General features: G+C 35.0%; 10 protein-coding genes. 9 read left to right on the top strand and 1 reads right to left on the bottom strand.

Features of this window, described 5'->3' with window-relative positions; all coding sequences use genetic code 11:
• From P177_RS08695 to P177_RS08685, 3 genes are all read left to right on the top strand, one after another.
• Positions 1–816 carry a hypothetical protein gene (locus P177_RS08695; protein ID WP_036153977.1) on the top strand — a complete coding sequence of 272 codons (816 nt, stop codon included), beginning with the start codon at positions 1–3 and terminating at the stop codon, positions 814–816.
• Between the two features lie 288 nt (positions 817–1104).
• Positions 1105–2823 carry a purine-cytosine permease family protein gene (locus P177_RS08690; protein ID WP_036153975.1) on the top strand — a complete coding sequence of 573 codons (1719 nt, stop codon included), beginning with the start codon at positions 1105–1107 and terminating at the stop codon, positions 2821–2823.
• A gap of 2 nt (positions 2824–2825) precedes the next feature.
• Positions 2826–4301 carry a mannitol dehydrogenase family protein gene (locus P177_RS08685; protein ID WP_036153973.1) on the top strand — a complete coding sequence of 492 codons (1476 nt, stop codon included), beginning with the start codon at positions 2826–2828 and terminating at the stop codon, positions 4299–4301.
• 2 nt (positions 4302–4303) lie between these two features.
• Here P177_RS08685 and P177_RS08680 read toward each other — a convergent pair whose 3' ends face one another.
• A complete protein-coding gene (locus P177_RS08680; protein ID WP_036153971.1) occupies positions 4304–4705 on the bottom strand; it encodes a hypothetical protein in 402 nt (133 codons plus the stop codon).
• Positions 4706–4798: 93 nt separating this feature from the next.
• Between P177_RS08680 and P177_RS08675 the strand changes: the two genes are divergently transcribed.
• The 6 genes from P177_RS08675 to P177_RS08650 all read left to right on the top strand — a co-directional run bounded on the left by P177_RS08675 (position 4799) and on the right by P177_RS08650 (position 14806).
• Positions 4799–6310: a sensor histidine kinase gene (locus P177_RS08675; RefSeq protein WP_036153969.1), complete on the top strand. Its 1512-nt coding sequence runs from the start codon at positions 4799–4801 to the stop codon at positions 6308–6310.
• A 3-nt stretch (positions 6311–6313) separates the two neighbouring features.
• A complete protein-coding gene (locus P177_RS08670; RefSeq protein ID WP_036153967.1) occupies positions 6314–7366 on the top strand; it encodes a response regulator in 1053 nt (350 codons plus the stop codon).
• Between the two features lie 69 nt (positions 7367–7435).
• Positions 7436–8272, top strand: coding sequence for a universal stress protein (locus P177_RS08665; protein WP_036153966.1), 837 nt, complete (start codon positions 7436–7438; stop codon positions 8270–8272).
• Positions 8273–8387: 115 nt separating this feature from the next.
• Positions 8388–11219, top strand: coding sequence for an excinuclease ABC subunit UvrA (uvrA, locus tag P177_RS08660; protein WP_036153964.1), 2832 nt, complete (start codon positions 8388–8390; stop codon positions 11217–11219).
• Between the two features lie 42 nt (positions 11220–11261).
• Positions 11262–11948 carry an LOG family protein gene (locus P177_RS08655; RefSeq protein ID WP_036153962.1) on the top strand — a complete coding sequence of 229 codons (687 nt, stop codon included), beginning with the start codon at positions 11262–11264 and terminating at the stop codon, positions 11946–11948.
• 8 nt (positions 11949–11956) lie between these two features.
• The gene (locus tag P177_RS08650) at positions 11957–14806 is read left to right on the top strand and encodes a M1 family aminopeptidase (RefSeq protein ID WP_316930789.1); all 2850 of its coding nucleotides are present in this window, start codon (positions 11957–11959) and stop codon (positions 14804–14806) included.
• Positions 14807–14943 lie beyond the last annotated feature (137 nt).

Below are 14943 nucleotides of genomic sequence, written 5' to 3'. Positions count from 1 at the left end.
ATGAATTTTAAAATTACCACACTACTAGTTTTAACCATTATGATAACTTCTTGTAAAGGAGAAAAAACGGAAAAAAAAGAAGAAATAAGCACTCCTACCTATGACAATAAAGGTCAAGAATTAGTTTCCAAAATGGTAGAAAAAGTAGGTACTTACCAAACGTTGAGAAGTAAAAAAGATGTAATATACACTTACAGCTATCAAACTCCAGATGGTAAAACAGATATTTCCAATGAAAAATACATTTTTGATGGTGAACTATCTTACGGCAAATACGACAAGCACCAAAGAACATTAAGCAATTTTGAAGGCACTATTGAACAAGGCTATGATGGCAAAGAGTTTTGGCTTAAAAACAATGGGGAAATCATTTTAGATAGTAGTGCCCTAAAAAGAGTTTCATTCAACAGGCCCACTAATTTTTATTGGTTTACAATGTTTCAAAAGCTAATGGACAAAGGTGTATCCTACGAATACCTAGGCGAAGAAACGTTGAACCAAACTGTATATGAAATCGTTAAGGTATCCTTTGATTTTGGGGACTCCAAACCTACGGACATCTATCAATTATATATTAATAAAAACACTCATTTGGTAGATCAATTTCTATTTACGGTTGCAGATTTTGGAGCAATGGAAACACCAAATCTTATGGTTTTAGAATATGAAGATGTAGATGGGATGTTAATTCCTACAAAAAGAAAATATAAAAAATCTACTTGGAAAGCAGCCGTTAGCGATGCTCCATGGATAAACGTAAATTGGTCTAACATTAGTTTTAACAATAGCTTAAAACGTAAAGAATTTAAAAAATAAGTATCTGATAACTAAATTATTAAATAGTAATACCTAAGTTATACTTATAGAAACGATTTACCTTATGGTAAATCGTTTTTTACTTAAATCCATAATTTAAAAACCACCTTTAACCGCTTATCATTACCTTCTACACCACAAGACTGATGGAAGATTAACAAAATTTAATCAAGGTTCTTAACAAAATTAAATACATTGCAAGTCTGTTTAAAATCAGCTATTACTCTAAAAGCTTTTAAACAGAGTACAACTTAAGATATATTAACGACCTAACTACCAACTCAACTTATGTCAACAAAAACCGACTACTCCACGTTTGATAATTTAAACGAAGAACAACTACCCGTTGCAAAACATAAGTTACATGATTGGACGCATTTTGCGGGCTTATATGCTGCAGAACACGTTGCAGCAACAGAATTTGTAATTGGTGCAACGTTCGTAGCACTTGGCGCTAAAACAATGGATATCATCTTAGGTCTGCTGATCGGAAATATCTTAGCAGTACTGAGCTGGACCTTCATCACATCTCCTATTGCAGTAGAAACTAGATTAAGTTTATATACATACCTAAATAAAATTGCAGGAGATTCTATGACAAAGCTCTATAATTGGGCTAACGTCATTATATTTTCGGTCATATCCGCTGCAATGATTACCGTATCGGCTACTGCAGTCCGTTTCGCTTTTGATATTCCCGCTCAATTAAACTGGTACCCTACCAACATGTGGTTTGTAGTTATCGTATTTTGTGTTGGGCTTGTTGTGGTATCTATAGCCTTATACGGATTTAATGCAGTATCTGAATTTTCAGGTATTTGCGCACCATGGCTTTTTGTAATGTTTACAAGTGGTGCCATGGTATTACTACCAGCACTTTCTTTAGATGTTTTAGGCACAACATTACCTAACGGATGGAACGATCTAATATCGCTCGGAGACCAATCAATATGGACCGGGGTAGATAGTGCCGGAAAACCCGGTATAGGGCTCGTAGAGGTTATAGGTTTTGCATGGGCTGCGAATACAATCACTCATTTTGGATTAATAGATATGGCATTGTTACGTTTTGCCAAAAAGAAATCTTATGGTCTTGCCACAAGTACAGGTATGATGTTTGGGCACTATGTTGCTTGGATAGCAGCAGGGATTATGGGTGCAGGTGCAGCTGTAATAATAGGCAAAACAATAGTTGAACTTGATCCGGGCGATGTTGCATTTTATGCTTTAGGTTGGTCTGGTTTCGTAATCGTAATCGTAGCAGGTTGGACAACAGCAATAACAAATTTATACAGAGCCGGGCTAGCGGCACAAGCTATTTTCCATAATCATTCACGCAAAAAGACAACAATTGTTGTTGGATTAATCACGATTGCCATAGCTTGTTTCCCATTTGTATTTTCACAGATTTTACCACTATTAACCTATGCAGGTTTATTGGTTGTTCCTGTTGGTGGTATTGTGTTTGCTGAACATCAAATATTTCCAAGAATAGGATATACACGTTATTGGTCTCAATACCGAAATTTAACGTTTAGTACACCCGCAATTGTTTCATGGGGATTAGGGTTGGTATTCGGTTTTGGCTTAAATGCATTAAACGTGATGTCTTTCTTTTACCTATTCATTCCTACTTGGATTTTTACGATTATTATTTACACTATTCTTGCTGGCAAATACGGAGCTAAAAATAAGTACCCGCAAGCTGAGGAAAACGAAAAGTTGAGAAACCAGCAAATTGAAGCATATCAAGAAGAAAAAAGCAAATTAGAGACAAAACCTAAAAAAGACACCTCACTACTAACTAAGGTCATACAATTGGTTTCGATTGTGGCACTTATAATCACCTTGGTATTGGCAGGCATTGTACTTTTTGACAGTGCTAACGAAAATATCTATGTTGAAAATAGAGAAACCTTTTATCGTTACGCCTTCATATGTACTGTAACATATTTTGTTACTGCTTATTGGGCATTACTACGTGGCAAATCAAAAAAACTAAGCTAAAAATGACAAAAGAAATCATGCTGAATAATGAAAATTTAGCAGAAATAAGCAAACAATTACCTACCCCTACATTTGATAGAACTTCACTTAAAGTAGGTATCGTTCACGTTGGTGTTGGTGGTTTTCATAGAGCTCACCAAGCTTTTTACACACACTTGCTTCAAGAAAAAGAAAATGCTTCTGAATGGGGTATTTGCGGTATAGGGTTACGAAAGGGAGATCAAAAAATCCATGACGTACTTCAGAAACAGGACGGCATGTACACTTTGATTGTTAAGCATCCGGATGGTAAAATAGATTCTCAAGTAATTGGCTCCATTATCGACTTTAAATTAGGGTATGATACTCCCAAGTTGGTAATCGATCAAATGGCGCATCCTGATACAAAAATAGTGTCCTTAACCATTACTGAAGGTGGCTATAACTTTAATCCGGCAACGGGTGAATTCGATTTTGAAAATGCAGATGTACAGCACGAATTACAGCATCCAAACGACCCTAAAACCATATACGGATTTTTAACCGCTGCCATAAAAAAAAGAAAAGAAGACGGATTACCTGCCTTTACGGTAATGTCTTGCGACAATATTCAACATAATGGAGATGTTGCAAAAGAGATGTTATTGACATTTGCACAAAAACAAGATGCAGAGTTAGCGGCATATATAGAACAGGAAGTAAGTTTCCCCAACAGTATGGTGGATCGTATTACTCCCGTTACTACGCAAGCAGATATTGACTATTTAGAGAATACATACGATCTTAAAGATGAATGGCCAGTGACTTGCGAACCATTTATTCAATGGGTCATTGAAGATAATTTCTCTAACGGTAGACCAGAATTTGAAAAAGTAGGCGTGCAGTTTGTACCAGATGTGAAGCCTTATGAAAAAATGAAATTGCGTCTTTTAAACGCAGGTCATTCCGTTCTTGGGCTTTTAGGAGCAATACATGGTCACCCAACTATAAATGCGTGTATGGAAGATGATCTGTTCGTTTCCTACTTAAGAGCATTTATGGATAAGGAAGCTACACCCGTTTTAGACAAACTAGAAGGTATAGATTTATCAGCCTACAAAGACAGTTTACAAGAACGTTTTGCCAACCCTAACATAAAGGACAGCGTTAGTCGTATTTGCTCTGAGAGTTCCGCTAAATTGCCAAAATTCTTAATCGCTACCATTCAAGATAATTTAACAAACGGCGGAAACATTAAACATGCCACATTGGTTATAGCAGCATGGTGCTATTATAGTGACAAGGGGGTAAATAAAAATGGTGAATCCATTGAAATTATTGACGCCCTGCAAGATCAGTTGCACCAAGCTGCAAGTAAGACCAACGAAGACCCTCTTGCATTTATTAAACAAGAATCTTTATTTGGCAACTTGGCCCAAAATGAGAAATTCACGAGTCTATATAGTGATATGGTACAGAAAATTTATGCCGATCCAGATATTAAAAAGCTTATGAAATAGTTTTAATTCAATAACAATTTAATCTTTGCTAAAAGCACAAGTTCAGATTTGTTGTTTCCAGCAAATGAATTCGCAATAGCCTTGGCTGTTTTTTTGGTCAAGGCTTTTATTTCATCAGAAAAAGCATGAGGATGTTCTTTATAGAAATCTACAAATTCTCCAAAACACTCTTTACTTTCTTTTTCGGTCTCTGTTAGAACATTAAATACAATTTCAATTTGGTTTGCAGCATCTGTACCATAACGATCGGTAAAATCATCTACATATAGCCAATCTTCTTTTACATACTCTTTTACTTTATCCCATTCATTATCATGTACGGTTCCATCACTTTTAGCAACAGCATAAAAGAGTTTTCCTAAACTTTCATATAGCCCGTTCATTGTCTTCGCAGTGTTTTCCATTATATCTTATTTTAATCTATTCTTAAGTAAAAATATAAAGGAACATGTACTTTTCATATGATAAAAATCAGTCGTAATTGATATATTTGATATATGCAGGATTTTCAGGAAAACAGCGACATATTCAATTTACTATCAGAAGGTGTTTCTGAAGGTATTATCGTGGTAGACTCCAATCAAATTGTAGTGGCCACCAACACTTCTTCTGAGCAAATGTTTGGTTATGAAAAAGGAGAATTATTAGGAAAACCGCTAGATGTCCTTATCCCAAAAAGATACCATTCTGGCCATGAAGCACATGTAGAAAAATTTATAGCAAAAAGTGACAAACGCCAAATGGGTCACGGTAGAAACCTATATGGTGTTTGTAAAGACGGAAAAGAGTTTCCTGTAGAAGCCGGGTTAAATCCTTTTGAATTTTATGGCTCAACCTATGTGATGGCCTTGGTCATTGATATTACCGAACGTAAGAACAAAGAAGAAGAACTAAGTCATTGGGCACGTATTTTTGATGAATCTTTAAATGAAATCTTTGTCTTTGAAACAGATACTTTTAAATTTTTAAATGTCAATAAGGAAGCACAAAGAAATATTGGATATTCCATAGATGAATTGTATAAAATGACTCCTGTCGATATTAAACCAGAGCTAAATGAAGTACAATTTAATACATTGATTTCTCCGTTATTAAATGATGAAACAGCAAAGGTTAAGTTTGAAACTAAACACGGTAGAAAAGACGGCACCACATACCCTGTAGAAGTTCATCTACAATTATCAAATTTAGGCAAGAAAAGGGTATTTGTAGCTTTCATTTTGGATATTACCGAACGTAAGAACTACACTGAAAATTTAGAGAATATTGTTGAAGAACGCACCCAGCAATTAACCGAGGCATTAGCAGTTGAAAAAGAACTTAATGAACTAAAAACTAGATTTCTATCACTAGTTTCACATGAATTCAAAACCCCTTTAAGTAGCATTCTCACCTCTATTACCCTACTTGGAAAATATACTCAAACAGACCAACAACCTAAAAGGGACAAACACGTAATCACCATAAAAAACAAAGTAAAATACCTAGATACTATTCTCAACGATTTTTTATCTGTAGAGCGCCTAGAGTCGGGCAAAGTAAACTATAAAGTTGAAGAGTTTGCATTAAGTAAAATTGTCAATGAAGTTGTTTACAATAGTAATATGCTGTTAAAATCAGGTCAGCAAATACATTACCCGGAAAATATTGACGAATTAAACATACAGTTCGATGAGAAGACATTAGAACTGGCATTGTCCAACTTAATACACAATGCCATTAAGTACTCGCCAGAAGACACTACAATTGATATAAAAGTAGACATAGAGGATACCGGTTTTGCTATTAATGTGATTGACAAAGGTATTGGTATACCAGAAGAAGACCAAAAACATATATTTAATCGATATTTTAGAGCAGAGAACGCTTTATTGACCCAGGGCACGGGTATTGGGTTAAACATTGCAAAACAGCATATTGAAAATTTAGGAGGAAGCCTAGAATTTACAAGTGCCGAAAATATTGGATCAACGTTTACATTATGTATCCCAAAACTAAAAACCAACTAGAAGATGAAGAGAATTTTACTGATAGAGGATGACAAAGCTTTACGTGAAAATACCGAAGAACTTTTAGAACTTTCTGGTTACACCGTCTTAACAGCTCCAAACGGAAAAATTGGCATTGATGCTGCAATTGAAAATCTCCCTGACATAATTATCTGTGACATTATGATGCCGGTGGTTGATGGTTACGGAGTTCTAGAAAACCTTTCCAATAATGAAAAAACAAAGCAGATACCTTTTATTTTTCTTTCCGCAAAAACAGAGCATAAAGAAATAAGAAAAGGAATGGATCTAGGTGCCGATGATTACCTTACCAAACCTTTTGAGGAAGAAGATCTTATGAGCGCCATTGAAAGCAGATTGGCAAAGGCAGAATTGATAAAACGCATGCAAGATCAAACCACCAAAGAGCACGGTGTGTCTGAAAATGAAATGCGTACCGTTCACGAACTTAAAAACTTCTTTGATGACAATGGAGAGCTAACAAGTTTTAAACCAGGAGAAAACATTTATGAAGAAGGCGCACGCTCTACCAAGATTTACCTAGTTTTAAAAGGATTGGTAAAATGCTACAGCATGGATACCGATGGAAAAGAACTAATTACCTCATTATCTAAGGCAGATGATTTCCTAGGGTTCACCTCTTTCTTAAACAATGTTCCATATCAAGAATCCGCAACCGCGTTAGAAGCCGTTGAGCTTGCTGGTATTTCAAAAGACAATCTGAAAGAAATACTGAGTGAGAACAAAAATATTTCGTTGGAATTAATGGAGCTGCTATCTGAGAATATTTCAGTTATAAAAGCTCAATTACTACAAATGGCCTATAGTTCAGTACGAAGAAAAACAGCACAGACATTATTACAGTTTGCGGATATTATGAATACAAAACCAAATGAACCAATAAGAATTTCTAGAAATGACCTTGCCAGTGTTGCCGGCATCGCTACCGAAAGTCTCATTCGTACCCTATCTGGATTTAAAAAAGAAGGGCTTATTATTATAGAAGGCAGAAACATTCAGATTGTAGAACTGAAGGCTTTACAATATGTAAATTAATTCAAATCTGATATATATCATTTATCAGCGTTTAAGAAGAGATTACTTTTGGGTAGTAAGTTTATATGAATGAAACATATCTTAATCCCCACTGATTTCTCTGCAAATGCATGGAATGCCCTTAATTATGCGGCATGTTTGTTCAATTATGACCATTGCACTTTTTACATTTTACATGTAGAGGAATTGAGCAACAAAGCCCAAGCAAAGAATTCGACAACGCTAAAAACCTTTGAAAACCAATCATCTACCGACTATAAACTAAGCCATTTTTTTGAACAATTAGCTCAACTAAAAACGAACGTTTTACATCAGTTTATAGCCCTAAGGGATTATGGAAATTTTACCGATATCATAAAAAAAACTGTAGTTGAAAAGAAGATAGATTTAATCATTATGGGTGCAAAAGGTGTTTCTAATCCAGACCATACCATTTTTGGAAATAATACGATAAATGTAATTACTAAAGTTCCTTGCAATGTATTGACGGTATCTGACAAGGTTATAATAAAAAAGCCTAGTAAAATTGGCTTCCCTACAGACTATAATATTTTTTATACCTACCCTATTCTTAAATCTTTGACCGAAGTTTTGCAAATATCCAATGCAACATTAGATGTGGTACATATTAATCAAACCAAAACTACTTTTTCAAATGTTCAAGTCGCCAATAAAGCATATTTACACGATTACTTAAAAGAAATGTTTTCTGATTTTCACTGCTTCAAAGAAATACAAGGTTTAAACGTTAAAGAGACCATTGCCACATATTTGGTTGAAAATAGTGTTGAAATGCTAACCTTGGCAGCAAAAAACCTAAACCTGTTTCAACAACTATTCTTCAATCCTACCAAAGAACAGTTAACTTTTCAATCTTCTGTACCTTTATTGGTTTTACATGAATAAAATACCCAGTCTACTTATTGCATTAAAAAATATAGAGATTGTACTATTTCAAACTAAAAGGGAACGTATGTAATTCGCACTCAAAATCGTACTTTTGCAACTTTGCTGTGAATACATGATTAATTTTGAAGAAAATATAGAAGTTAAGGGCGCTCGCGTTCATAACCTTAAAAATATTGATGTTACCATTCCCCGAGATAAATTGGTTGTGATAACCGGCTTGTCTGGTAGTGGCAAATCTTCTTTGGCTTTTGATACTATTTATGCTGAAGGACAAAGACGATACATAGAAACTTTTTCTGCGTATGCAAGACAATTTCTAGGAGGATTAGAACGCCCGGATGTTGATAAGATTGACGGACTATCACCCGTAATTGCCATTGAACAAAAAACGACCTCAAAATCTCCAAGGTCTACTGTAGGTACTATCACTGAGATTTATGATTTTCTAAGATTGATTTACGCCCGTGCTGCGGATGCACATAGTTACAATACAGGCGAAAAGATGGTGAGTTATAGCGATGAGCAAATTAAAAACTTGATCATTGAATCTTACATCGATAAAAAAATAAACATTCTTGCTCCCGTAATTAAGTCTAGAAAGGGTCACTACCGTGAACTTTTTGAACAAATTGCCAAACAGGGATTTGTAAAAGTTAGGGTAGATGGAGAAGTAAAGGATATCGTTAAAGGAATGAAAGTGGATCGTTATAAGACCCACGATATAGAAATTGTAATTGACCGTCTAAAGGTTGCAGAAAGTGAAGACTTTCATAAACGATTATCTGAAAGTATAAATACGGCCATGTACAGTGGTGATAACGTATTAATGGTACTTGAAGAAGGTGCAGATGTTCCCCGTTATTTTAGTAGAGACCTTATGTGCCCTACTACAGGAATTTCTTATCCTACCCCAGAACCTAACACTTTTTCGTTTAACTCACCCAAAGGCATGTGCCCCAATTGTAAGGGCTTAGGTCACGTTTATGAGGTTAACGAGAAGAAAATATTTCCAAACAAGAAACTATCTATCAAAGGTGGCGGTATAGCTCCGTTGGGCGATTATAAAAAATCATGGGCGTTCAAGCAGATAGAAACCATTGCAGAACGTTATCAATTTCAGATTACGGACCCCATTGAAACGATTCCCGCTGCAGCCATTGAGATTCTTCTCAACGGAGGTAAGGAAAGTTTTGAAGTAGACTCAAAATCCTTAGGGGTTAAGCGCACTTATAAAATTGATTACGAGGGGATTTCAAATTTCATAAAAAATCAGTTTGAAGAAGCAGCATCTACGTCTATAAAAAGGTGGGCAAAAGAATACATGGACAAAATTATTTGTCCGTCATGTACTGGATTTCGCCTTAAGAAGGAATCGCTCTATTTTAAAATTGAAGATAAGAATATTGCCGAATTGGCAAATTTGGATATTGTTGAACTTGCTTCGTTTTTTAAAGGTTTAGATAAAAAAATTAGTGGTAATCAACTTAAGATTGCCGAAGAAATTATCAAAGAGATCAGTACTAGAATTCAATTTCTATTAGATGTTGGTTTAGATTATTTATCTCTTAATAGAAGTTCCAAATCGCTTTCCGGTGGTGAGGCACAACGAATTAGATTAGCAACCCAAATTGGCTCACAACTGGTAGGTGTGCTATATATTTTAGATGAACCAAGCATCGGTCTACATCAAAGGGATAATGAACGCCTGATCAAGTCATTGGAATCTCTTAGAGATATAGGCAATTCTGTAATTGTAGTGGAACATGACCGCGATATGATAGAGCGTGCAGATCATGTTATTGATATTGGACCCAAAGCTGGCAAAAACGGTGGAGAAATCATTTCAGAAGGTACTCCAGAGCAGCTAAAGCATGTACATACGTTGACCGCCGATTATATGACCGGTGTTAAGGAAATTGAAGTACCTAAAAAGAGAAGACCTGGCAACGGTAATGAAATTGTATTATCTGGCTGTACGGGGAATAATTTAAAAAACATAACGGTTAAATTCCCTTTAGGTAAGATGATCGGGGTAACAGGAGTTTCAGGTAGTGGAAAATCTACTTTAATAAACGAAACACTTTACCCGATCATGAACGCTCATTATTTCAATGGCGTTAAAAAGCCAATGCCGTATAAGAAAATTACTGGTCTTGAGCACATAGATAAAGTTATTGACATTAATCAATCGCCCATTGGTAGAACACCACGATCTAACCCTGCAACATATACCGGGGTGTTCAGTGAAATAAGGTCGTTATTTGCAAAGACTACAGAAGCGTCTATTAGGGGGTATAAACCGGGTAGATTTAGTTTTAATGTCAAAGGCGGTCGTTGCGAGACTTGCCAAGGTGGTGGTCTTCGTGTCATAGAAATGAATTTCTTGCCCGATGTTTATGTAGAATGCGAAACTTGTAATGGTAAAAGATTCAATAGAGAAACCCTAGAAATACGCTACAAAGGCAAGTCAATTTCAGATATTTTAGAAATGACCATTAACGAAGCGGTATCATTTTTTGAACTTATTCCTAAAATACATCGTAAGTTAAAGACCATACAAGATGTTGGTTTAGGTTATATTTCCCTTGGGCAGCAATCCACTACCCTTTCAGGTGGTGAAGCGCAACGTATAAAATTAGCCACAGAATTATCTAAAAGAGATACTGGAAACACGTTCTATATTTTAGATGAACCTACAACCGGACTTCATTTTGAAGATATTCGGGTTTTAATGGAAGTTTTGAATAAATTAGCAGACAAAGGAAATACCGTTCTGGTAATTGAACATAATATGGACGTCATAAAAATGGTGGATTACATCATTGATATAGGTTACGAAGGTGGGCGATCTGGAGGACAATTAGTAGCAAAAGGAACTCCGGAACAAGTGGCAAAAGACAAGAAAAGCTACACCGCAAAGTTTTTAAAGAGAGAATTAAAATGATAATTAGATATAAATCTATCTAATAAGTATATAAAATAAAGAATGAGATCAGAAAAACATCACAAAGGCTGGAACGAAATAAAAACGAATGACTCTTGGGCCATTTTTAAGATAATGGGCGAATTTGTCAACGGTTTTGAGCGTATGAGTAAAATTGGTCCGTGCGTATCTATTTTTGGTTCTGCTAGAACCAAAGAAGAAGACCCATATTACAAACTGGCCGTATCAATTGCCAAGTCTATTGCAGAAGCAGGCTACGGTGTTATTACAGGTGGTGGTCCAGGTATTATGGAAGCGGGTAACAGAGGTGCAAATCTTGCCGGTGGAACTTCAGTGGGTCTAAATATAGACCTTCCTTTTGAGCAACATGACAATCCGTATATTGACAATGACAAGAGTTTAGATTTTGATTACTTCTTTGTGAGAAAAGTTATGTTCGTAAAATACTCTCAAGGGTTCGTTGTAATGCCTGGCGGCTTTGGAACATTAGATGAGCTTTTTGAAGCTATCACTCTTATTCAAACACATAAAATAGGTAAGTTCCCTATTATATTGGTTGGTAGGGAATTTTGGACAGGTCTAATGGACTGGGTAAAAGGCACCATGTTGAAGATGGGCAATATAAGTCCAGAAGATTTAAATCTTATCAAAATAGTAGATACAGAAGAAGAAGTTGTTGAGATTATAGATTCCTTTTACAAAGGACACAGCATGAGTCCTAATTTTTAATCCAAGCCTTGAAACGTAAATTTTATTCCTTTTTCTATTTCTGTTTTTTTTTCTTGGCTACCAATATTTCCGTTGGTTATGCCCAGTACAATACTGACCTGACCGTTAGTTTAAACGAGTATACCCAAGAGTTAGACATAAAGCAAGAATTCACCTATTACAACAAGTCTAACTACAATTTGGGTGTCATTTATTTCAATGATTGGGCAAATGCTTATTCAGATAAGAATACCGGATTAGCAAAAAGGTTTGCACAAGAATTTAAAAAATCACTTCATTTGGCAAAAGCCGATGAACGTGGAAAAACAACTATTATCAGTGTAGTTGATGATGATTATAATGGACTGGAATGGAGCCGTACAGAGGGTAAGGATATTTTAAAGGTAACGTTGAACGACATTCTTCCTCCTGAGGCGTCAACCAAAATTTTCATCACCTATAAAGTAAAATTACCTCCAAATAAGTATACGCCCTATGGCTATGGTAACAAAGGAGATTATTATCTAAAAGATTGGTATTTAACACCGGTCGTTTATGATGGCAAGTGGCATTTATACTCCAACAAAAATCTTGAAGATATGTATATGAACGTTACCAATACGGTCATAAACTTTAAGTATCCAGACAGTCTATATTTAGCTTCCAATTTTGATGTTGAATCAGAAGCATCTTTTCCAAACGGTCAATTCGCCCAATTAAAAGGAAACCTGCAACGTGGCGGAGAAATCATTTTAAATACCCAGAAAAACTTTCTCACCCACAGAACGCCATATATGACGTTTTTGACAGATTTTAGAGCTCCAAGATATAGTCCGATCGGTCAAGGTCTGTCCATAAACAAAGTTGCAAATTTTATCCACAACAATCTTGGTGACTACCCACATGAAAAGATTTTGGTTAGTGAGCTAGATTATAATAAGGATCCGCTTTATGGTATAAATCAACTTCCCTCTTTTATAAGACCCTACAAAGAACAGTTTCAGTTTGAAATGAAATTTTTAAAAACGGCAATCAATAGCATTTTAAGAGAAACAATGTTCTTAAATCCAAGAAAAGAACAATGGCTGAACAGTGCTATAGCAAATTATTTAATGATTGCTTATATAGAAAAATACTACCCAGATCAAAAGTTAATGGGTAAGCTTTCTAAAATTTGGGGCTTTAGAAGTTTTGAATTGGCAAAGATGGATTTTAACGACCAATATTCCTTTCTATATAATTTAACGGCACGTAAAAATTTAGATCAAGCACTAGAGACTTCAAATGATTCGCTAATTAAGTTTAATCAAAAAATCGCAAATAAATATAAGGCAGGTTTAGGTTTAGCCTATTTAGCAGATTATATTGGAAAAGAACATGTAGACGAAAGCATAAAAACCTTTTTCAAATATTTTAAATTAAATAACGTAAAGGTTCATGACTTTGAATCTATTTTAAAACGTTCAACCGATGTAGATATCAACTGGTTTTTTAATGATTATGTATCCACCGATCGCAAAATAGACTTTAAAATAAAGAAGGTTAAAAAAGAGCCAGATTCTTTACAAGTAACTATCAAAAATAAAGAAGGTACCAATGTGCCTATTTCAGTATTCGGTCTTAAAAAAGACTCTGTAGTTTCAGAATATTGGTTTAAAGATATTGAGCTAGAAGAAACCTTTTCTATACCTAATAAAGAGGAAGATAGACTAGTTCTTAATTATGACCAAAAGATACCGGAATTTAATCAACGTGACAACTGGAAATCATTAAAAGGATTTCTATCAAGTAACAAAAAATTAAAGTTCACCTTCTTTAAAGATGCTGAAAACCCATATTACAATCAAGTTTTCTACGTGCCTGTATTAAGTTTCAATGTTTATGATGGCTGGACCCCAGGAATGCGTTTGTACAATAAAACCTTATTAGAGAGACCATTTGTCTATGATTTCTCCCCCTCCTATTCTTTCAGAGAAAAAGCTTTTGTTGGTTCAGGTAAATTCAGTTACAGAAAATACCTAAGTAAGAGCGGATTGTATGTTGCCCAATATAACATAGGAGCCGGCACATCTCACTTTAATGAAAACTCCAGATATTCATCTATAACTCCCTCGGTAAGCTTTGGTTTTAGACCTGCAGATTTATTATCGAACAAAAGAGAGTTTTTATCTTTTAGATATGTAAACATTTTTAGAGATTTTGACCCTGCACTTTTAAGTTTAGCCAATGACCCTGAAAATCCTGATTATAGTGTATTTAATGCACGTTATTCCAGTAGAAACAATGGCATACTAGATTATAACTCTTGGTTTGCAGATTTTCAACTAGCAGGCAACTTCAGTAAGTTATCTTTTGAATACGAGTATCGAAAATTATTTGAAAACAATAGGCAACTGAACTTAAGGTTCTTTGCAGGTAAATTTCTTAGCAATAAAACAGAGACAGATTTCTTCAGTTTTGCATTAGACAGACCTACCGATTACCTTTTTGATTATGGCTATTTAGGAAGATCAGAAGATTCTGGTATCTATAGTCAACAGATTATTATCGCCGAAGGTGGATTTAAATCTTTCTTAGACCAACGATACAGGTTTTCTAATGATTGGATGGCAACGGTAAATGGTAGTTTTAATCTCTGGAAATGGATTGAATTATATGGGGATGCCGGATTGGTAAAAAATAAAGATCGAGCAGGCAAATTCGTTTATGACTCTGGTGTTCGTTTAAATTTAGTTACAGATTACTTTGAACTGTACCTACCCTTACACTCAAATAATGGTTGGGAAATTTCACAGCCTAACTACGGTGAAAGAATTAGATTTATTATTACCGTTAGTCCAAAAACCCTAACAGGATTATTCACAAGAAAATGGTTTTAAACTAAGAAATTCTAATACGGTCAATAGAAAATTTGGTTAAAATTAAGATATTATCAAAATAATATCACTTTTATTGAAAAATATGGAATAAATTAACTGGTTACAGCGTTGCTAAAAAGTACTTGATTAGGTAATTT

The organism is Maribacter forsetii DSM 18668 (genome assembly GCF_000744105.1).
In the GTDB taxonomy this organism is placed as follows: Bacteria; Bacteroidota; Bacteroidia; order Flavobacteriales; family Flavobacteriaceae; genus Maribacter; species Maribacter forsetii.
The sequence above is the reverse complement of the archived record's forward strand: the minus strand, read 5'-3'. Positions and strand labels throughout refer to the sequence as shown.

Excerpts from the sequence above, each read along its gene's own strand:
- P177_RS08695 (WP_036153977.1), top strand. The coding sequence starts at position 1 with ATGAATTTTAAAATTACCACACTACTAGTTTTAACCATTATGATAACT.
- P177_RS08665 (WP_036153966.1), top strand. The coding sequence starts at position 7,436 with ATGAAACATATCTTAATCCCCACTGATTTCTCTGCAAATGCATGGAAT.
- P177_RS08690 (WP_036153975.1), top strand. The coding sequence starts at position 1,105 with ATGTCAACAAAAACCGACTACTCCACGTTTGATAATTTAAACGAAGAA.
- P177_RS08655 (WP_036153962.1), top strand. The coding sequence starts at position 11,262 with ATGAGATCAGAAAAACATCACAAAGGCTGGAACGAAATAAAAACGAAT.
- P177_RS08670 (WP_036153967.1), top strand. The coding sequence starts at position 6,314 with ATGAAGAGAATTTTACTGATAGAGGATGACAAAGCTTTACGTGAAAAT.
- P177_RS08685 (WP_036153973.1), top strand. The coding sequence starts at position 2,826 with ATGACAAAAGAAATCATGCTGAATAATGAAAATTTAGCAGAAATAAGC.
- uvrA (WP_036153964.1), top strand. The coding sequence starts at position 8,388 with ATGATTAATTTTGAAGAAAATATAGAAGTTAAGGGCGCTCGCGTTCAT.
- P177_RS08680 (WP_036153971.1), bottom strand. The coding sequence starts at position 4,705 with ATGGAAAACACTGCGAAGACAATGAACGGGCTATATGAAAGTTTAGGA.
- P177_RS08675 (WP_036153969.1), top strand. The coding sequence starts at position 4,799 with ATGCAGGATTTTCAGGAAAACAGCGACATATTCAATTTACTATCAGAA.